19 protein-coding genes are annotated in these 19,335 nt (G+C 48.5%); 8 read left to right on the top strand and 11 right to left on the bottom strand.

All coding sequences use genetic code 11. From position 1 onward, the window contains the following. The first annotated feature begins 27 nt into the window (after positions 1-27). Positions 28-1,590 carry a hypothetical protein gene (locus B156_RS0108635; RefSeq protein ID WP_018619284.1) on the top strand — a complete coding sequence of 521 codons (1,563 nt, stop codon included), beginning with the start codon at positions 28-30 and terminating at the stop codon, positions 1,588-1,590. A gap of 325 nt (positions 1,591-1,915) precedes the next feature. Then, complete coding sequence (locus tag B156_RS0108630) at positions 1,916-2,560, top strand: outer membrane beta-barrel protein (RefSeq protein ID WP_018619283.1); 645 nt, start codon at positions 1,916-1,918, stop codon at positions 2,558-2,560. Positions 2,561-2,670: 110 nt separating this feature from the next. Here B156_RS0108630 and B156_RS0108625 read toward each other — a convergent pair whose 3' ends face one another. The 5 genes from B156_RS0108625 to B156_RS0108605 form a co-directional block, all read right to left on the bottom strand. Beyond that, positions 2,671-3,546, bottom strand: a complete 876-nt coding sequence (locus B156_RS0108625) for an alpha/beta hydrolase (RefSeq protein ID WP_018619282.1) — start codon at positions 3,544-3,546, stop codon at positions 2,671-2,673. Between the two features lie 125 nt (positions 3,547-3,671). Continuing rightward, positions 3,672-3,902, bottom strand: coding sequence for an acyl carrier protein (acpP, locus tag B156_RS0108620; protein WP_018619281.1), 231 nt, complete (start codon positions 3,900-3,902; stop codon positions 3,672-3,674). 235 nt (positions 3,903-4,137) lie between these two features. Further along, positions 4,138-5,469 (bottom strand): TolC family protein, encoded by a 1,332-nt coding sequence (locus tag B156_RS0108615; protein ID WP_018619280.1) that lies wholly within the window; start codon positions 5,467-5,469, stop codon positions 4,138-4,140. Between the two features lie 94 nt (positions 5,470-5,563). After that, a complete protein-coding gene (locus B156_RS0108610) occupies positions 5,564-7,177 on the bottom strand; it encodes a DHA2 family efflux MFS transporter permease subunit (protein WP_018619279.1) in 1,614 nt (537 codons plus the stop codon). A 79-nt stretch (positions 7,178-7,256) separates the two neighbouring features. Continuing rightward, positions 7,257-8,369 (bottom strand): HlyD family secretion protein, encoded by a 1,113-nt coding sequence (locus B156_RS0108605; protein WP_026260698.1) that lies wholly within the window; start codon positions 8,367-8,369, stop codon positions 7,257-7,259. A 175-nt stretch (positions 8,370-8,544) separates the two neighbouring features. Between B156_RS0108605 and B156_RS0108600 the strand changes: the two genes are divergently transcribed. Further along, positions 8,545-9,042, top strand: a complete 498-nt coding sequence (locus B156_RS0108600; protein WP_018619277.1) for a MarR family winged helix-turn-helix transcriptional regulator — start codon at positions 8,545-8,547, stop codon at positions 9,040-9,042. A gap of 76 nt (positions 9,043-9,118) precedes the next feature. Beyond that, positions 9,119-10,492: an NAD-dependent succinate-semialdehyde dehydrogenase gene (locus B156_RS0108595; RefSeq protein WP_018619276.1), complete on the top strand. Its 1,374-nt coding sequence runs from the start codon at positions 9,119-9,121 to the stop codon at positions 10,490-10,492. 65 nt (positions 10,493-10,557) lie between these two features. On the opposite strand, the gene B156_RS0108590 is transcribed toward B156_RS0108595, so the two are convergent. Then, on the bottom strand, positions 10,558-11,199 hold the full coding sequence (locus tag B156_RS0108590; protein WP_018619275.1) for a DedA family protein: 642 nt from the start codon (positions 11,197-11,199) through the stop codon (positions 10,558-10,560). A 69-nt stretch (positions 11,200-11,268) separates the two neighbouring features. Beyond that, positions 11,269-13,164, bottom strand: a complete 1,896-nt coding sequence (locus tag B156_RS0108585) for an ABC-F family ATP-binding cassette domain-containing protein (RefSeq protein WP_018619274.1) — start codon at positions 13,162-13,164, stop codon at positions 11,269-11,271. 119 nt (positions 13,165-13,283) lie between these two features. Here B156_RS0108585 and B156_RS0108580 point away from each other — a divergent pair, with 119 nt between their 5' ends. Both B156_RS0108580 and folK read left to right on the top strand, forming a co-directional pair. After that, complete coding sequence (locus B156_RS0108580) at positions 13,284-14,288, top strand: formylglycine-generating enzyme family protein (RefSeq protein ID WP_018619273.1); 1,005 nt, start codon at positions 13,284-13,286, stop codon at positions 14,286-14,288. Positions 14,289-14,326: 38 nt separating this feature from the next. After that, complete coding sequence (folK, locus tag B156_RS0108575; protein WP_040585391.1) at positions 14,327-14,824, top strand: 2-amino-4-hydroxy-6-hydroxymethyldihydropteridine diphosphokinase; 498 nt, start codon at positions 14,327-14,329, stop codon at positions 14,822-14,824. Here the strand turns inward: folK and B156_RS0108570 are convergent, their stop codons facing one another. Together B156_RS0108570 and B156_RS0108565 are read right to left on the bottom strand one after the other, a co-directional pair. After that, positions 14,825-15,181: a helix-turn-helix domain-containing protein gene (locus B156_RS0108570; RefSeq protein WP_018619271.1), complete on the bottom strand. Its 357-nt coding sequence runs from the start codon at positions 15,179-15,181 to the stop codon at positions 14,825-14,827. Further along, entirely contained in the window at positions 15,178-15,489 is a 312-nt protein-coding gene (locus B156_RS0108565; RefSeq protein WP_018619270.1) for a type II toxin-antitoxin system HigB family toxin, read from the bottom strand. Before B156_RS0108565 ends, B156_RS0108570 begins: the two co-directional genes overlap by 4 nt. Positions 15,490-15,740: 251 nt before the next feature. Here B156_RS0108565 and B156_RS0108560 point away from each other — a divergent pair, with 251 nt between their 5' ends. Beyond that, complete coding sequence (locus B156_RS0108560; protein ID WP_018619269.1) at positions 15,741-16,958, top strand: pyridoxal phosphate-dependent aminotransferase; 1,218 nt, start codon at positions 15,741-15,743, stop codon at positions 16,956-16,958. A gap of 403 nt (positions 16,959-17,361) precedes the next feature. After that, the gene (locus tag B156_RS31280; protein ID WP_018619268.1) at positions 17,362-17,535 is read left to right on the top strand and encodes a hypothetical protein; all 174 of its coding nucleotides are present in this window, start codon (positions 17,362-17,364) and stop codon (positions 17,533-17,535) included. Between the two features lie 126 nt (positions 17,536-17,661). Here B156_RS31280 and B156_RS0108550 read toward each other — a convergent pair whose 3' ends face one another. Both B156_RS0108550 and panB read right to left on the bottom strand, forming a co-directional pair. Beyond that, on the bottom strand, positions 17,662-18,408 hold the full coding sequence (locus B156_RS0108550) for an RluA family pseudouridine synthase (protein ID WP_018619267.1): 747 nt from the start codon (positions 18,406-18,408) through the stop codon (positions 17,662-17,664). An 88-nt stretch (positions 18,409-18,496) separates the two neighbouring features. Continuing rightward, entirely contained in the window at positions 18,497-19,315 is an 819-nt protein-coding gene (gene panB, locus B156_RS0108545) for a 3-methyl-2-oxobutanoate hydroxymethyltransferase (protein ID WP_018619266.1), read from the bottom strand. Positions 19,316-19,335 lie beyond the last annotated feature (20 nt).

Here is a 19,335-nt window from a genome sequence, read left to right as displayed (position 1 = left end):
ATTCCCTGCCACACCTTAAAGTTCTATATGTTAAAACAGCTTTTTGTCACTGTGTATCCGCTCAGGTGGTATGTTGTTGGGGTACTTGTAGCACTAATTTATTTGCTAACCATAGTAGTCTACGCGGAGAATATTCCATTTGCTGACGACTTATCAGTATTGGCCTCCCTTTACGATATTCACCATGAACCCAGTTGGTATCTGAAATACAAAACCTTATTTGCTTTCCATAACGAGCACAGAATCGTAATTCCTCGTCTTGTAACTATTCTGATTTACCATATTCAGGGTCAGGTCATTAATGTAATAGGGTGGATTATTATTGGGAATGTGTTATTGTTTCTGGTTCTTTATCTGTATTTCAAAACGGAGTTTACAAATCATCGCATAAAACTATTTATACCAGTTTTATTAGTCTTACTCCAGCCAGTGCATTATGAATTAATGTATTGGGGTATGGCTGCTCTACAGAATATTGGTGTTATTGCCCTATCTACAATAGCTTTTTATCAGTTAACCCTTAAAAACAATAAATTCTTACCTGTTATTGTAGCCATATTGGCTGTCTTTACCAGTGCGAATGGCATGTTTGTGTTCCTCATAGGCATATTATTGCTGCTTTACAAAAGAGAGTGGTTTTTGGGAATAGTATGGCTTATTGTGGGTGCCGGCAGTATTTATTTGTATTGGCAAGGGTTTTCTGCCAATGAGCATTCAGGAAAAGGTTTTGGCGAATCATTCCATATTTTTAATTTTCTACGTGTATTTACAAGTTTAGTTGGTGGCATCATTTACACACAAACTTTCTCTTTTTTATCTTTATTGCTGGGGCTTTCTGTACTAGGTGCGCTTGTATTCGTAGGCTACCACAGATTCATTGTTCACCCTATCAGGCACAATAAGCCTCAACAATTTCTTATATGCTGCTTAGCCTTTACTCTGCTAACAATTGCAGCAATTAGCTTTAATCGGGACGTACATAGTGTCCTCTCCGTAAGCCGCTATAAATTATATTCTACGATAGTTATTTCTTTAACCTATATTTTGCTAATAAATTGGATTGAGAAGAGTCAACGTATTGTCAGGATTGCGTTAATAGCGGGATTACTTTTTGGGTTAACAAGTTACAGTCGTTATACTGTTATGTTCGACATACATTCCCGGCTGTTGTTCGCTCATTTTTTTAATTGGCGGTATAGCGGTATGTTAGACATATATCCGCCATTTACCGAAAAATATTACTCGGAACGTTGGTATAAGTTTTACCAGTCCGGTCAGTATATTCCCCCTGAAAGCGCCGTTGAAAAGAGTAGAAAAATACTTGAAATGAGTAAAAAACCAGCCTTGCAGAAGGCTTCTTTTTCAATTGATGACCAGATTGTCAATATAAAACCAGTTTCATTGCCTGTTAATGAGTATTATGCAGTCCATAAGACGCGGCATAAAATGGCTGTATATCCCTTGAACAGGCATAGTTTTTACAAAAGGCTATTTTCCACTTCGCCAGCAGATTATTCTACGTCAATTGATGCTTCTTACTGGACTTCGGCCCCTGGGTCGTCAGCCTTGTTTATTGTACCGTTGAATTAGGGAGAATGCAGGAACAGATTTAGGAAATCTGTTCTATACCGCTGGACCAGCATATTGTTTCAATAGTAAAATGCTACCAGAAGCCAGGTGTCAACCTTCCCAACTGGTTGTAGCTGCGAGTACAACGAACGCCAGGAGCCATCCTGCCAGGGGTACAAGTGATGTAATGTTAATTATGGTTACCTACGAACCGCACCAGTTACTTCAACTGTAGCTGCCCGAAGGATGAAACTAAACACTGTATCCGTACAACCCTTTACGCTTAACGAGGGTCTATTGATTAGTTTTAAAACCAACTTTCATATCAACCTTATTTACTTCTCGTATGAAAAACCGGGCAAAAATTATTTTCACCACCATTGTCGTTAGTGTACTCACAACGACAATCACAGTAGGGCAGGGGCGGTTTTCTGTAGCGGCAACTGTCACGCCGGGTTTTCATAATCTCGATTTTTCTCTGGGTGATGTTAACCTAGCCAGCGGGTCACAATCATACCGGGGGCTTTCGCTGGGCTTGATCGCCTATTACGCATTTACGCCTAAATGGTCGCTGTCGGCGGGTTTGTTACACACCCGTTTTTCGGGCGATAGCCGCTTTGAGAATGCTTCGGGCGTAACAACTTATTCTAGGCAGCTGCAAAGTTTCCAGGTACCTGTTTTATTGAATTTCACGCCATCGTCTCATCGACTGTCACCTTATCTGTCAGCAGGCTTACTAACCAATTATAACTACCGCATAACAGCGAATGGTACGCAGACAAATCAGAAAATAGATGCGCCTAATGCGTTAACGACTTACGCCATGATTGGCATCGGAGCGCACTACCGAATTACGCCCCGGCTTGCGCTGATTGTTCAGCCAACAGCCGCTTACCGATTGAACAAACCATCTTCAGGCTATCCGTTAAATTATACCCGCTTCAACGACTACCTGTTCGGTTTGCAGACACAGTTGAAATTTACGTTCTGAGTCTTAATATATAGCAAGCGTTCAGGGCTGCTTCTACTGAGTGACAGAATGGTATATATCAGGCAAATGGATTGCCTTACGCCACAGACTTTACAATCTGTAGCCCCTCTTTATTTATTGGTTACTGGCGCAGGATATAGCAGGCGCAGGGCGTTAAAAACGGCCTGGTGCGTTACGGTGGCGTGGTCTTCCTGAGGCAGGTAATCGAAGTACACCGTTACCCGTCTACTCTTCGTCTTCCTTATCCTCTCAGCCAGCACGTTGGCATCTACTTCCATCACCCGGGGGGCATCGCCAGGCGTTAATCCCTCCTTTCCAACACCAATATAAACGGCGGTCTCTTTGGCATAATCTGACTGCAACAGCGCAGACGGCTGATTTAACAGCGAGCCATTATCCCACCATAAACTTGGACTGACGATGATGTATCTATCGAACAGGCGGGGTTGTTTGAGTAAAACTTCCGTTGCCAGTAGCCCGCCCAGCGATTGACCAATGATAGTTTTAGCCGTGGTGGTTTTGTATTTCTGGTCAATAAACGGCTGTAACTCGTCGCCCATGAAGGCGATGAACCTGTCGGAATGACCCGTGGTAGGGAAGCGTTTTTTATCTGCTTCAATGGTTGTAGGGTATGTGAAATCCCGCCTTCGGTCTACATTGGCAATACCCACAACAATGGATTTTGGGACGCGGTTAATCCACGAAAAATTATTGAACTGAACCAGGCCAACGATGTGAATGAAATCTTCATCGGCCGAGCCATCCAGTAGATAGATAACCGGATAGCGCAGGGTATCGTTAGCGTTGTACCCTGCGGGCAGATAAATGTTCAGCGTTCGTTTCTCGGCTAGCTGCATGGAGTTGATTTCCTCAATACGCCCCAGCACGAACGGTTTACTACTATCTGTTTGCCTGGGCTGACTCGCCTGCGCAAACGTTAATGCTGGGAAAAATAACAGGAAAAATAAGGGGGTAGTTATGGTCATGTCAAATCGGTTTATGAAGAAAGCCTGGTGTGCGTTTTCATACCGTTTCTAAACTCGTCAGCCATTCAACGGACACATAAGTTAGTTCCGTTGAATGGCTGACGGGCACAAAGCAGATAGACGGCTTACGCCACCGACTGTTCGGCCTGTAGGTAGTCAATAACCTCCTGCATGGTGGTTAGTTTTGAATAATCTTCGTCGGGAATGCGGATGCCGAACGTTTGTTCGAGCCGCATGATCAGATCAACATTGTCGAGGCTGTCCAGGCCCAGATCGCGGGAGAAATGAGTTTGGTCGGTGATGGCTGATTCGGGTATGCCGAATTGTTTCAAAATCTCAGTTACCTGCTTCTTCATAACGATCTTTCTATTTTTACAACCTATGCTCTTCTCTAGTAAAGGGACTTTCGGGGCGATTTAGTATAAATAGAACCGGATTCTTACCATTTTTTAGGAAGCGGTCAATCTGACTCCTTCATGGTCAATGATAGTTGTTCCTGATTAGTAAGTAGAAAGTAGTTGTCAGGAACCGTATAGCCAGAGGCTTTCTTTAACGTCAATACAGGCCATTTTTACTCCCGTACTCACGTTTCTACAAACTTTCTCCCAATAACCGCTTTAACTCCAGCTGATTCAGCAATAACTGATACTTGAAATTCAGGCGGCCCAGTTCGGCTTCTTCCACACCCGTTTCGGCACTTTGCAGTTCTACGTTCGTAATGACCCCGTTCTGTAGCCGGGCGTTGGCAATCTGTAGGGCTTGCCGGGACTGCTGCACCTGCGTTTCCAGGTTAGTCAGGCGGGTTTGATTGCTTCGAATATCGGCGTTGAGCTGGGCAATACTCTGCCGAAACTGGGCATTGGCTGTTTCAACGGCGTACCGGCTGGCGTTTAGGTTGAGTTGCGCCACCTGGTTTTGCAGTTGGTAGCGTTTTCCGGCGTATAGCGGCACAACCAGCCCTACACCAGCGGCCAGGTTAGGCCTCAACTCCTGAACATTTAGTGGATAGCCGTTTTTATACCCCGCGTTCCCGCTGAAAGCGATGTTGGGTTTACCGGTTTTGCTAGTCACGACGATATCCGTTTCGGCCGACCGGAGCCGGTCCTGCGCCAGTTGAACGTCTTTGTTGCCTGCCAACGCTACTGTCAGGTCGCCGTCGAGTGCGTACGGTTGCGTGGCTATGTTCATGGCCGAGCCTAAATCAAATTGATTGATAGCCTGACTGACGCTGGGCGTTGTACTGCCGGTCAGGAAAGTCAGGTTGGCCAGTTGCCGGTCCAACTGATTCTGAATATCGATTTTGCGATTCTGAGCCGCCTTAACCCGCACCTGCTGCGTCAGTACATCGTATTGCAGTGCGTCTCCATTTTGCAGCCGCGTAATCAGCAACTGCACATTGGCCCCCGCCGTTTTAATGACTGAATCCTGCACAATCAGGCTCCGTTGCAAAAAGCCAATGCCATAGTACGTAGCGGCCACCTGATACGCCAGATTTTGCTGGCTAATTTCCAGACCCCGACGCAGCACCTGCACATTATCCTGGGCTTGCCGAATGGCCGCATCGGTACGCCCGAAATCGTAAATCGTTTGCCCGACCGACACGTTGCCATTGAGGCTGTGGTTGGGGGCCAGTTTCGCAATTACCTCCTGACCATTGAGCGGCACGGCAAACTGCGGTACGGGTGTAATATAGGTGTAGTTCCCATTCAGATTGACATTGGGCCGCATGGCCGTACGGGAAATATCGACCCGCAGTTCACCCGCCCTGATCTGTTCCTGCTGTTGCTTCAGCACCGGATAATTGGTATTCGCCTGCTGTACCAGCGTCCGAAGTTCGTCGGGAACTGTTACCACCGGTTGGCTTTGCGCCCGAACAATCCCCGTTGTCAGCAGGGAAGCAAATATGAAAAATTGTAGGTTCATGTAATCGTAGTTTGAGAGTTGTTGTTCGACGTTTGTCGTTGCCAGAATAGATACGGCCGGAAGAAGGACAAACGTCGAACAACAAACGATAAAATCAGTGTGCGGCATCGGCCACGGCTTTCGCCCGGGCAGCGTCCATTTTTCTATTTTGTAACAGAAATAACAGCGGGAACGAGACAACGAAAAACAGCCCCGCCAGTTTGAAAGTATCCAGATAAGACAGCATCAGGGCTTGCCTCGATATAATCAGATCGAGGTTTTTGTAGGCTCCCGTCACCGCATCGAAGGCGTTTATTCCTCTGGCCATCAGGCCCTGCGTCAGGGCATTGAGTCGCTCGGTGGTGAGTATATCCCCCGGTTGCAGGTTGGATACCAGATCACCCCGGTGGACGGCTACCCGTTGCGTAACGTACGTGTTCGTAATAGCTACCCCAAAGGCGCCACCAATCTGGCGGGTCATGTTTACAATAGCAATACCCGTAGGCAGTTGACGTGGTTCCAGCGTAGCGACCGACTGATTAATGAGCGGCACGTTTACAAAGGCGAGTCCAATACCCCGGATGATAAGCCCGACGATAAAATCGCCGTTGGAGGCATCCATATTGTAGGTAGACAAGATGAAGCAGAAGCTGGAAAAAGCGACGTATCCAATGCCTACCAGCAACGTTGGCGACACGTTTTTGGACAGTAGTCGCCCCACCAGTGCAAACATGGGTAAGGTTACCAGCCCGCCGGGAATCAGCAACTGACCCGTTTGCGTAGCCGTCAAACCCACAATCCGCTGGGCAAACAGGGGGTACAATAACACCGATGTAAAGAGTCCATAGCCGATAATGATCATCAGCAGCGAACCAACGGCCAGGTTCCGGTTTTTCAACGCGCGCAGGTCCACCACCGGGTCTTTGGTGCCGCGCAACTCCCACCATACAAAAAGTGGGATAGATATGACGGTTGCTACCGAGAGCCATAATATAGACGAGCTATCGAACCAGTCGTCGGCTTCACCCCGCTCCAGCACGTACTGCAAACTACCAATCCCAACGGCCAGAAGAAGAATACCAAAGTAATCAATTTTTATAGTACTTCGGTTGATGTTTTCCTCTTCGGGCTTTTTGTCCAGGTACGTGTAGCTAAGGAATACGGCCAGAATACCGATTGGCACGTTGATGTAGAACATCCAACTCCAATGGTAATTGTCGATAATATAACCACCCAGGGTAGGGCCAAGCGTGGGCCCAAGCACGATGCCCATACCGAACAAAGCTGAGGCCAATGCCTTATTTGCCGGTGGAAACGCATCGAACAAAATACCCTGCGACGTGGAAAGTAGGGCGCCACCGCCAATACCCTGCAAAAAACGAAAGGCAACCAACGTCCATAGGTTATCCGCAAAGCCGCAGCCGTACGAAGCTACGGTGAAGATAATGATAGAGGTGATGAAGTAATTCTTGCGACCAAAATACCGCTGTAAAAAACCTGTCATTGGTATTACAATGACGTTGGCGATGGCGTAGGCGGTTACTACCCAGGCTACATCTTCAATCGTGACGCCGAGATTCCCGGCAATGTCGGTCAGGCCGACGTTTACGATAGAAATGTCAATCAGTTCAATGATGGCTGCCGAAATAGCTGTGAGGACAATAATCCACCGTTTAAGGCCGGTAGGATAATCCGTCTGAGCAGGTGCGGTCAGGGTTTGCGTTGCCATAATTATAAGTTGGTGGTTCGTGGCTTATAGCGTACGGTCAGTTGAAGCAGGAAAAAATCATAAACCATAGGTTGCAAACTTATTCCTGTACCCGTACTTCTGCCTCCACGCTCAGGCCGGCCCGTAATTGCTCTTTGTATTTCTCTGGATTGAGGATTTCGATTTTCACCGGCACGCGCTGGGTGATTTTAACGAAATTGCCCGATGCGTTGTCGGCAGGAAGCAGCGCAAACTTGGCTCCGGTAGCGTCGGATAAGGAGGACACCCGCCCTTTGATGTCCAAGTTTGGGTAGGCGTCCAGCTTAACATCGACTTCCTGACCCAGCTTCATTTTTTCCAGTTGTGTTTCTTTGAAGTTCGCTATGACCCAAAATGTAGAATCGGCCACAATGGTGAACATATTCTGACCGGGTTGAACATACTGGCCAGTCACCACGTTTTTACGGCCAATTTTACCGGCAATCGGGGCCGTTACACGGGCGTAGCCAAGCCGCAGTCTGGCATTGTCGATAGCTGCCTGCTTCACCTTTAGTACTGCCTGAATCTTCTGAATAGTGGCCTGTGCTTTGGCAATGCCCGCCTGCGCCACGCCCTGCGCCGTTTTGGCCAGACCGATCTGCTCTTTACTGGCATCATACTGGCGATTCTGCACTTCGGCGTTGTTCTGGGCATCTTCCAGTTGTTTCTTGGTCAGCGACTGCGCTTTGTACAGATTCTGGTCGCGCTGCAAATCCTGTTTTGACTTGTCCAGCCGGGCATCCTGTACCTGTGCGTTCGATTGAGCCAGGCGAACATTCTGCGCTACATTACGCACATTGGCCTGTGCGGTCTGGAGATCAGCGCGGGCGTTGGCCAAATCGGCCATCGATTGCTGATAGTCGGCTTCGGCCTGGGCCATGGCCACGTCATACTCCTGTGAGTCAATCGTCACTAGTAACTGCCCCTGTTTTACAGTTGTGTAATCACTCACGTTTACCGACGTTACATAGCCCGCTACACGGGCCAGTACTGGGGCTGAGTTTCCGTCAATCTGTGCATTGTCGGTTGTTTCGTACTGCTGACTGTGTTGGTACGCCTGATAGCCGAAATAGCCACCAACCAGCACGACGAGTGCAATGATGATTCGGGGTAAGTAGGTTCTGAAGCTGCTCTTTTCTTCTGTGGTTGTCATTTCCTCTGTTAAGGTTGCCATTCGTTCTGTATCGTTTTAATCGTAGTCAGCCGTCGGTCTGAACGCTAATGTGTAGTCAACTTGTTTTACTATCACGGTGCAAAAGTAAACCAGGTTGACTATGAAGTCAAATAAGTTGACTATTTTTGTACAATGTTTTAAAGCGAATTGTTTCAGTATTCGTTAATTTTATTTCATGATCGTGGAAACAGATAACAAGTCCTTTGATTTTGACCAATACAAGCTTGTCCGTGAGCGGGCAATGGGCCGTTTATTCTGGCGGCTCAAGCGGTACACGGATAGCTTTATGGAGCCACGGTTGCAGGAGTTGGGCTATACGGATTTCAAGATGAGTTACCTGATGTTTCTGGCCAATATTCAGGAGGAGGGAACGACGAATAATGAGTTGGCCCGGAAAGCCTGCGTGACTAAGCAGATGATGAGTAAAATTGTTGGTCTGCTCGAGAACGAGGGCTATATCTATACGAAGAAAAACCCCGTTGATTCAAGGTCCAGCATCATCTTCCTGAATGAACGGGGTAAAGAACTCTTCATCGCGCTTCGGGAATGCATGCAGGAAGTCCGGGATAAATTTGATGGTATTGTAGGACACGACCACATGGAACAGGTCATTGATACCATGTTGTTATTAGCCAACACCCTGGAGAGCGAAGAACAGTGTAAGGGCGTTTGAGGTTTTATCGGTATAGTAGCCCCGCAGCCCTTTAGCTGGATGCTTCTGCTTCTGGAAATGTAAACCCGCAAACTGTATGTTCACCTCCGTTAACCCATACAATCAGAAGAAACTGAAGACATACCGCCCCGATAGCCAGACGGCCATTGAGCGGAAACTGAAACAAGCCGACCGGGCCTTTGCCGACTGGTCGGCTTTGCCATTGGCAGACCGTGTCGATTACCTGCGAAAAGTAGGCGACACGCTAACTAAAAATAAGCGGCAGTACGGTGAACTGATGACCGCCGAAATGGGGAAGACGCTCAAGGAGGCTATCGCGGAAGTGGAGAAGTGTGCCACTACGTGCACCTTCTATGCCGATAATGCCAACGCTTTTCTGGCTGACAAATCCATTGAAACAGACCGCAGCAATGGACCGGCTCAGAAAAGCTTCATCGCGTATCAGCCGCTGGGACCAGTACTGGCCGTGATGCCCTGGAACTTCCCCTTCTGGCAGGTGATGCGTTTCGCCATTCCCGGACTGATTGCGGGCAACGTAGGCTTACTCAAGCACGCATCCAACGTAATGGGGTGCGCCCTGGCATTGGAAGATATATTCCGGGAAAGCGGATTACCGGAAGGAACTTTCCAGACCTTGCTGATTGGCTCTAAATCGGTAGAAGGTATTCTGAAAGATAAGCGGGTGAAAGCCGTTACGCTGACGGGCAGCGGCCCGGCGGGCGCATCGGTAGCCAGTATTGCCGGTAGTCAGATCAAGAAATCGGTACTGGAGCTGGGTGGCTCCGATGCGCTGGTCGTACTGGCGGATGCCAACCTGGAAAAAGCGGCTGAAACTGCGGTAAAATCCCGTATGCAGAATGCGGGGCAGAGCTGTATTGCGGCCAAGCGATTCATTATCGAAAAGTCCGTAAAAAAACAGTTCACCGACCTGGTACTCCACCACATCGAGCAGATAAGACAAGGAGACCCCATGGCCGACGATACGACCATGGGGCCAATGGCCCGAACCAGTCTGGCCGACGATATCGAACGCCAGAGTCAGTCCTCTATAGCCAAAGGAGCTAAACGGCTATTTGGCGGGCAACGGGATGGGTGCAACATGCAGCCAATCCTGCTCGACAGGGTAAAGCCCGGCATGGCGGCCTTCGATGAAGAAACATTCGGCCCGCTGGCGGTGCTCATCGAAGCGAAAGATGAAGCCGATGCCATCCGGCTCGCCAATCAATCCGATTTTGGCCTTGGCTCGGCCCTATGGACGCAGGATATCGAAAAGGGTGCCCGGCTGGCCCGGCAAATTCAGGCGGGTTCCGTATTTGTAAACGGACTGATGCGTTCCGATGCCCGAGTTCCGTTTGGCGGTATCAAGACCTCCGGTTTTGGCCGTGAGCTATCAGAAGAAGGGATGAAAGAGTTCGTGAACGTGAAGACGGTATGGGTGGAGAAAGAGTGAGCCCCTACTCCTGTGGTCTGTAATGACCGATTCCTGAAGCCGTCATTACAGACCACAGGAGTAGTTCAAGCTTCCTTTGTTTTGTTCTCTTTGCGGGCGTTCAGATAACCTTTAATAACGGTGAAGGTAGTAATGGCCAGAAAGAAAATGACGATGTACTGCACATAATCGACAATCCAGGGAAACCGCTCGCCGAAGAAAAACCCTCCTCCCACCAGTGTGATTACCCAAATTGCCCCGCCGATAACGTTGTAGAGCATGAAAAAACGGACCGGCATGTGTATCAGTCCCGCCAGCAGGGGGGCAAACGTGCGCACAATGGGCAGAAACCGGGAAATGATTAACGCTCCGTTGCCGTATTTTATAAACGCTTCCCGTGTATTGTCGATGTATTTTTGTTTGAAGAAGAGCGAGTCGGGCCGCTCTTTTATCCGGCCTCCAAAGTAGTAGCCTGTCAGGTAGCCAATGAGGGCCCCTATCACCGCAGCCCCGAAAATACACGATAGCAACAGCCAGAGCGGAACATTCAGCAGCTTGGTCCCCGCGAATACACCCGACAGGAACAGCAGGTAATCTCCCGGCAGAAAGAAGCCGAAAAAGAACCCATTTTCAATTAGTACGATAAGGGTTATCAGTACCAGTCCCCCCGTCCGGATAATTTCTTCCGAATTGAGCAGGTACTGGAAAAAGTCGACGATTTGAGACATGATTAATGAGTGAAACCGGGCCGCCGGTGCGGAGCGAAAGAGAATGATTCATACTCACTCTTTCACTCTTTATATAAACTCCGCCAGTTCCAGCCAGCGATCTGATTTTTCGGCAATCTGTTGGTCAATCTGCTCAATTTCACGCGCCCAGTCGATTAGTTGTTCGTGATGACCACCCGTATTGAGCAGGTTCACCACCTCAACTTTCCGCTCCTCCAGCGATTCAATCTCTTTTTCCAGCGTTTCGTGTTCTTTTATCTCCTTAAACGACAGTTTTTTCTTGTTGCCGGTCTCGGCAATCATACCGGGTGCGTTTACGGGCTGGGCTGCTTGTATCTGCGAAACCGCCGGGGTCGCTTTCCCATTTTGAGCCGACGACTTTTTGGGCTGGGTATCCCGCCATTCGCGGTAGTCGGTATAGTTGCCGGGGTAGTCACGGACTTTACCCTCGCCTTCCATCACAAAAACGTGCTCTACCAGCCGGTCCATAAAATACCGGTCGTGGGTAACGATTAGTACGCAGCCCGGGAAGTTGAGCAGGAAATCCTCCAGCACATTCAGGGTCGTGATATCGAGGTCGTTGGTGGGCTCGTCCAGAATCAGGAAATTCGGGTTCTGAACCAGCACCAGTAAGAGTTGCAGCCGTCGTTTTTCTCCCCCGCTCAGTTTAGCCACAAAATCGTACTGCTTCGAGCGGTCGAACAGAAAACGGCTCAAGAGTTGTGTAGCCGTTATCGTGTCGCCGTTGGCTAGCTTCATTACTTCGGCCACGTCCTGCACCACATCGATGACCCGCTGGTTTTCGGGTAAGTCCAGTTCGGTTTGGGTATAGTAGCCAAATTTTACGGTGCCGCCAGTCGATATTTTGCCTGAATCGGGTCGAATCTGGCCGGTAAGCATGTTCATGAGCGTGGTTTTGCCCATGCCATTTTTGCCAATCAGCCCCACCCGGTCGGGCCGTTTGAAGGTGTAGTTAAAATGGTCGAGCAGCACTTTATCGCCAAAGCGTTTGCTCAGGTTCTCGACTTCCAGAATCTTGCTGCCCAGGCGAGCCATGCGTAGGTTCAGGTCCAGTTCGCCGTCGTTTCGCTTGCCGCTGGTTTTTTCTTTCAGGTCTTCAAACGCATCGATTCGGTACTGGGCCTTAGTGCCCCGTGCTTTCGGCTGCCGACGCATCCATTCCAACTCTCGCCGAAATGTGTTGCGGTCTTTACTCAACTCAGAGGCTGCGGCCGTTTCCCGTTCATCTTTTTTCTCCAGAAAGTAGGCGTAGTTGCCTTTATAGGTGAAAAGTTGGCCGTTATCCATCTCGGCAATCTGGTTGCAGACCCGGTCTAAAAAGTACCGATCGTGCGATACCATCAGCAGAGTACCATTGTTAGTATTGAGATAGCTTTCCAGGTATTCAATCGCTTCCAGGTCAAGGTGGTTAGTCGGCTCATCCAGAATTACCAGGTCGGGTGCCTGAATCAGTACCCGTGCCAGAGCTACCCGTTTGCGTTGTCCACCCGAGAGCGAACTAACCGGTTGGTTGACATCCTGAATACCCAATTCGCCCAGAATCTGCCGGATCTGGGCCTCGTAGTCCCAGGCTTCCAATTTCTCCATATCAACCATTGTCTGTTCGAGGGCGGCATGGTCTTCCGTAGCGAGGGCATGCTCATAAGCGCGTACGGCATCGAGCTGGGCACTTTCGCCCGCCAGCACCACTTCCATCACAGTTAGGGCATCGTTCAGGTCTGGTTGCTGGTCGAGATAGCCAATGGTTATGTCTTTCCGATGGGTAACAATGCCTGAATCGGGAGGCATGGCACCAGCCAGAATGGAAAGCAGGGTCGTTTTGCCCGACCCATTGGCGCCAACGATGGCCACTTTATCGCCCCGGTTTATCCCAAAAGTGAGATTTTTGAACAGGGTACGGTCACCGTAGGACTTCGTAAGATTTTCGGCTGATAGGTAATTCATACTAAGCGATGCCAGTCAGGTTTTGGAAACCTGGTGGGTTTGAAAACACAAAGGTACAACAAAGAAAATCGTTCGTACTTTTACTAATCCATTACAATTCCTGATACTACAAACCAAAAATGCGTTTGAACTCTCTTTTTTTGACCGTCCTGATAACAACCGGCATATCAGTTTTTGCCCATGCTCAAACTGCCACCGGTCTGGCATCCTATACTCAAACTATACCGGGCAGTAACCAGACTTACGCGATGGTCGCTATTCCGGGTGGTACGTTTATGATGGGTAGCCCCGCCACTGAAAAAGGCCACAACCCCGACGAAGGGCCGCAGCATACGGTGCAAATCGAGCCGTTTTACATGGGTAAGTACGAGGTGACCTGGGACTTGTACGACCTGTTTGCCTTTACCAATATGGAAAAGGAAATGGCCGAAAAATACAAAACAACCGAGGCCAACCTAAGTAAAACCGATGCTACTACACGGCCCAGCCCGCCGTACGTAGATATGTCGTTCGGCATGGGGCGGGCGGGGTATCCGGCTATTAATATGACCCAGTACGCGGCCATTAAATTCTGCGCCTGGCTCTACGCCAAAACGGGTGTGTTTTACCGGTTACCAACCGAAGCTGAGTGGGAGTATGCCTGTCGGGCAGGTACCACAACGGCCTACTCGTTTGGTGATGACGTAAAAAAAATTGATGAGTACGCTGTGTACGTGAGTAGCAGCGGTGGTGCTTACAAGCCGGTGGGTAGCAAAAAGCCCAATCCATTCGGCTTGTACGATATGCACGGCAACGTAATGGAATGGACGCAGGACCAGTACATCGAGGACTATTATAAACAGGTAGACAGTGGCACCGTCAAAGAACCGTATGCACCAACCACAGCACTTTACCCTAACTCGGTACGGGGTGGCTCGTGGGACGATGGCCCGGAAGTACTCCGCTCGGCGGCCCGTACGCCATCAGCCCCGGCCTGGAAAATGCTCGACCCGCAAAGCCCCAAATCCGACTGGTGGCTGACCTCCGCTTCCTTCGTGGGATTCCGCATTGTACGCCCCGCTAAAACCCCTGGCGAAGCAGACATTAAAGCGTACTATGATATCAAGCCGATAAAAGACTATTAATAATGTTCGTGCCGATAATGGCTTTATTTTGCCTGAACATGCCGCAACTCTTTCTCCTTCTCGGCGCAAACCTCGGTGACCGGATAACCACATTAGGCCGGGCTACCGATCTGATCACACAACGCATCGGCCCGGTAATTCGGCAATCGGGGCTGTACGAAACGGCACCCTGGGGTGTAATCGACCAACCGGCTTTTTTGAATCAGGTGCTGATGGTGGAAACAAGGCGGGAACCCGAAGAAATATTAAATCAAACGCAGGCCATCGAGCAGGAGTTGGGGCGCGTTCGGTTGGAGAAATGGGGCGCCCGGCTGATTGATATTGACCTTTTGTATTATGAACAGCTCACGCTGCAAACCGACCGGCTGACCATTCCGCACCCTTATTTACACCAGCGACGCTTTACACTCGTACCCCTGGCTGAGATTGCACCGGCATTTGTACATCCGGTTTTGCAGAAAACGACTATTGAGCTACTGGCAGATTGCAATGATACAGGTAAGGCTACATTGGTTTTGCCTAACAAACAAGACTAACTAACTCAGCAATACGCTTGCCGGGATGCCTAACTGTTTATGGAAGAATTTGGCCATTTCAAGTGTCAATGGCTTGTGTCGGTTCAATACGGCGGACACGTAACTCTTGCTGCCTATTTTGCCAACAAAATCGTTATTTTTGAATCCCTTCTCTGCCATTTTGAGTCTTATCGCTTCGATTGGGTCAGGAGCTGGAATTGCATAGTGTTCATCTTCGTACGCTTTAATCAGTAATAAAGCGATTTGTACTGTTTCACCCTCCGGACTATCGGGCGGTATATTTTTGTCGAACTCCCCGTCAACCCACTTCATCATTTCATCATACTGCTGCTCATTCCTGATTGGCCGGAGTTTCATGATTTTCGATATTGTACAGTTGTTACGTCAATCTTGTCGTATTCGGCATGCGTACCAAACCACTTGATCTGTACAGCTTTATACGCAAACACCATACGAACTACCAAGCGATACTTATTACCCATTATATTAAAAACAACTCGATTGTCACTAATAATACTCACTGATCCGTAAACGGCTTTCAAGTCATTGAAGTTACTGAAATCGAGTTCGTGTAATTCTGCGTACCATTGCTTTAGTGCGTTGGCAGCGGAAGGATATTGTTGGCAATAGGCAAGTAAAGTGGGTCTTGCTATAATGTTAAACATAGCATTGAACTGTACAGCCGTCCGCAGCCTCTTTGCATCTGGTATTTTGATATGGAACGGGTTATCTCAATACTAAGTTCACTATAAGTGAACAATTTAGCCGACTAACCTCGCCTATCAACAGGGGTACTTCGGATTTATACCGGCGAGGTGGTCAGCGATTTTTAATTCTCCAAAATATTCACCCCTCCACTGAAAACGTAGTACCTTTGTGACCAGTTTGTTATCAGTTTCCTAAAAATAGAGCCATTATGTCTGCCACGCTTGACACCGTGAGTTTGTTAGCCGACCGCATCAACGCGCTGGAAGAGTCGTCCACGCTGGGGATGACCAAAAAAGCCCGCGAATTAGCCGCACTGGGCCACAAAGTGATTAGCCTGAGTGTAGGTGAGCCGGATTTTAAAACCCCCGCCCACATCTGCGAAGCGGCTAAAAAAGCCATTGACGATGGGTTTCATGGCTACTCCCCCGTGGCTGGATATCCTGACCTTCGCAAAGCCATTGCCGACAAATTCAAGCGCGATAATAACATCGACTGGAAACCTGAAAACATCGTCGTCTCAACGGGGGCCAAGCACTCGCTGGCTAATGTCATTCAGGTATTGGTCAATCCCGGCGATGAGGTAATCATTTTCTCTCCTTACTGGGTCAGCTACTCCGAAATGGTAAAGCTGGCCGAAGGAAAAGCTGTGGTTGTGGATGGGTCGTTCGAGAATAATTTTAAAGTGACTCCCGAGCAGTTTGAAGCTGCTATTACGGATCGGACTAAAATTGTCATGTATGCATCGCCAAACAATCCGACAGGGTCTATCTATTCGGAAGCCGAACTCCGTGCCATTGGTGCCATAGTAGCCCGTCATGAGACTATTCATGTACTCGCTGATGAGATTTATGAGTACATCAACTTCACGCCCGAAGGCCACTTTAGTATGGGGTCTATGCCGGAAATTGCGGAGCGTGTCATTACCGTGAATGGGGTGGCTAAAGGATATGCCATGACCGGCTGGCGGATTGGCTACATTGGAGCCGCCAAATGGATTGCGGAAGGGGTTGAAAAATTGCAGGGGCAGGTTACCTCCGGTACAAACTCAATTGCCCAGAAGGCAACCGTTGCCGCCCTGAATGGCCCGCTGGAACCATCCATGGAGATGGCCAAAGCATACCATCGTCGGCGTGATTTAGTCGTGAAATTACTAGAGGAGGTACCCCACTTCCGTACTAATGTACCGGAGGGAGCTTTCTATGCTTTCCCTGATATTAGCTACTATTTTGGCAAATCGGATGGAACAACGCTCATCGAAAATTCAGATGACTTCGCATCCTGGTTGCTCAATACCGTTTACGTATCGACCGTAGCTGGTTCTGGCTTCGGGGCGCCCAACTGTCTGCGTATTTCAACGGCCGCTTCCGACGAATCGCTGGCTGAAGCGGTACAACGAATCAAAGACGCTGTAGCTACCCTACACTAGAAACTTAACCGAGTTTCTTATTGCTAATTCTGTGTGGCTCGGGCGCGGCTCATTTCATATGTGGTTTTTAAACAGTAAATGCTATACTAGATGTTAGTAGTTTAACCATTTTGACTAAAATTTTAATCAATATGGAAACTTCTGGTGTTTACTCATTAACTTGGTATACTACAGAAAAAACTGGCATTATAATTGATAAGATTATGGGAGTTGAATAAGTGACAACAACTTCATTGACGTTGCTGATGGTTTATAAATTTAATTTATTTTTTTTACCGGCAGCCTTGTTTTAGTACTAAAACAAGGTTAATTTTGAATATGATTAGAACCCGCCTTTATACTTATTAAAGTTAAGTTGTTTAATCACTACAGACCGTAACCTTAACTTTAAACTATTCAGCCGATGAAAAATGTTCGCCTGTACATGATTTTTCAGTGGGTTTTCTTTCTGCCAATAATACTGCCGTTATGCATCATTTTTGGTGCGCTTCGTGGGATTGTACAAATGGTGGAAAGGGTAATGGAGCAGATCGTTTCGGACGTGATGCCTTCTGAGCAAGCCCAACAACGACTATAGAAAGCTAGTCTTTCTTTTCCTTTTTTTATATAAAAAGAGCCGCATTATCTGGGGAACGGATAGTGCGGCTCTTTTCTTTTGGGTACAGCCGTCAGAAGCTGGGAAAAGCAAGATACGGTCGGTGAATTATTCGAAAATAAAATCCATGTTCTTGTCCTTATACTGCTCGTCGTCCAGGTCAAGAAACTCCTCCCAGAACGGATCATTAGGCAAACCTGCTTTACAGATAATTGGCCGGTCTGGCGCTCCGGCTGGTTTGACCGGATGAATAAAGTAGAGTCGGCGGGCATGCAGGTAGATTTTCTTGTCGGCCACAACCCGGTCGTAACCGTACTTGGCATCACCCCGAATGGGGCAGCCCATATGGGCCAATTGCGCCCGAATCTGATGCGGGCGACCGGTAATGGGGCTTACTTCCAGGAGATAGTGTTCGTTAATTTTCCCCAATATCCGGTATGATAATTCGGCCTTCTGCGACTTGGGGGCCTCGTAGTCGTACACCGTTACCTGGTTTTTCTGCTCGTCTTTTATCAGCCAGTTTACCAGCTTGTCGGTATCTTTGGGGGGCTTCTGCCGAACCACGGCCCAATAGGTTTTCTGAACCAGCCGTTTGCGGAAAATTTCATTCATCCGCTCTAGGGCTTTGGAGGTACGGGCAAACACAACCAAACCACTCACCGGCCTGTCGAGTCGGTGAACCAGCCCAAGGAATACCTCGCCGGGTTTATCGTATTTTTCCTTGATATAGTCTTTCAATACATCCAGTAAGGTAACATCCCCGGTACGGTCGCCCTGTACCAGAATACCCGGATCTTTATTGACGATTAGCAGGTGGTTATCTTCGAAAACGACCTGATATGGTTTTTTTTTCATACGTATAATAGCTTAACTAAGCGGTAAGCCATACGAAAAGATGCGAACGATTTGTCTTTCTTACTGGGCCTTACCTCTTTAACCTAACTTAATATGCCTCTTTCTCGTTCGGGAAATCGTTGGCTTTTACATCATCGACGTAGTGAGCAATGGCCTCGGTCATAATGCTATGCAGGTCAGCATATCGGCGGAGGAAACGGGGCTTGAACTCGTTGTTGATTCCCAGCAAATCATGAACCACCAGAATTTGTCCGTCCGCATCGGGTCCGGCACCAATACCAATGGTTGGAATCGTTAGGCTGGCCGATACCGTTTTGGTTAGGGAAGCCGGTATCTTTTCGAGTACAACACCAAAACAACCGATGTCTTCCAGCATGCGGGCATCCGTCATTAATTTTTCGGCTTCAGCTTCCTCTTTGGCCCGAACGGCATACGTCCCAAACTTGTAGATGGATTGGGGGGTGAGGCCGAGGTGGCCCATAACGGGTACACCAGCACTCAGAATCCGGGTGATCGATTCTCTTATTTCCAAACCGCCCTCCATTTTAACGGCGTGTGCGCCCGACTCTTTCATGATCCGAATAGCCGATTGTAACGCAATGGAGGAGTTACCCTGATACGAACCAAACGGTAAGTCGACTACAACCAATGCCCGTTTTACACCCCGCACCACCGAACTGGCGTGGTAAATCATCTGATCGAGGGTTATGGGCAGCGTTGTTTCGTAACCTGCCATCACATTCGAAGCGGAGTCGCCTACCAGAATTACTTCGACACCAGCCAGATCAACGGCCCGGGCCATGGAATAATCATAGGCAGTGAGGGCCGAAATTTTTTCTCCCTTATTCTTGAGTTCCTGAATGGTATGCGTCGTAACGCGCTTGATATCGGGATTATGAACGGACATGCGGTCAGTTTGATGTTTGT

The sequence above is a fragment of the Spirosoma luteum DSM 19990 genome (genome assembly GCF_000374065.1).
Classification (GTDB): Bacteria; Bacteroidota; Bacteroidia; order Cytophagales; family Spirosomataceae; genus Spirosoma; species Spirosoma luteum.
The sequence above is the reverse complement of the archived record's forward strand: the minus strand, read 5'-3'. Positions and strand labels throughout refer to the sequence as shown.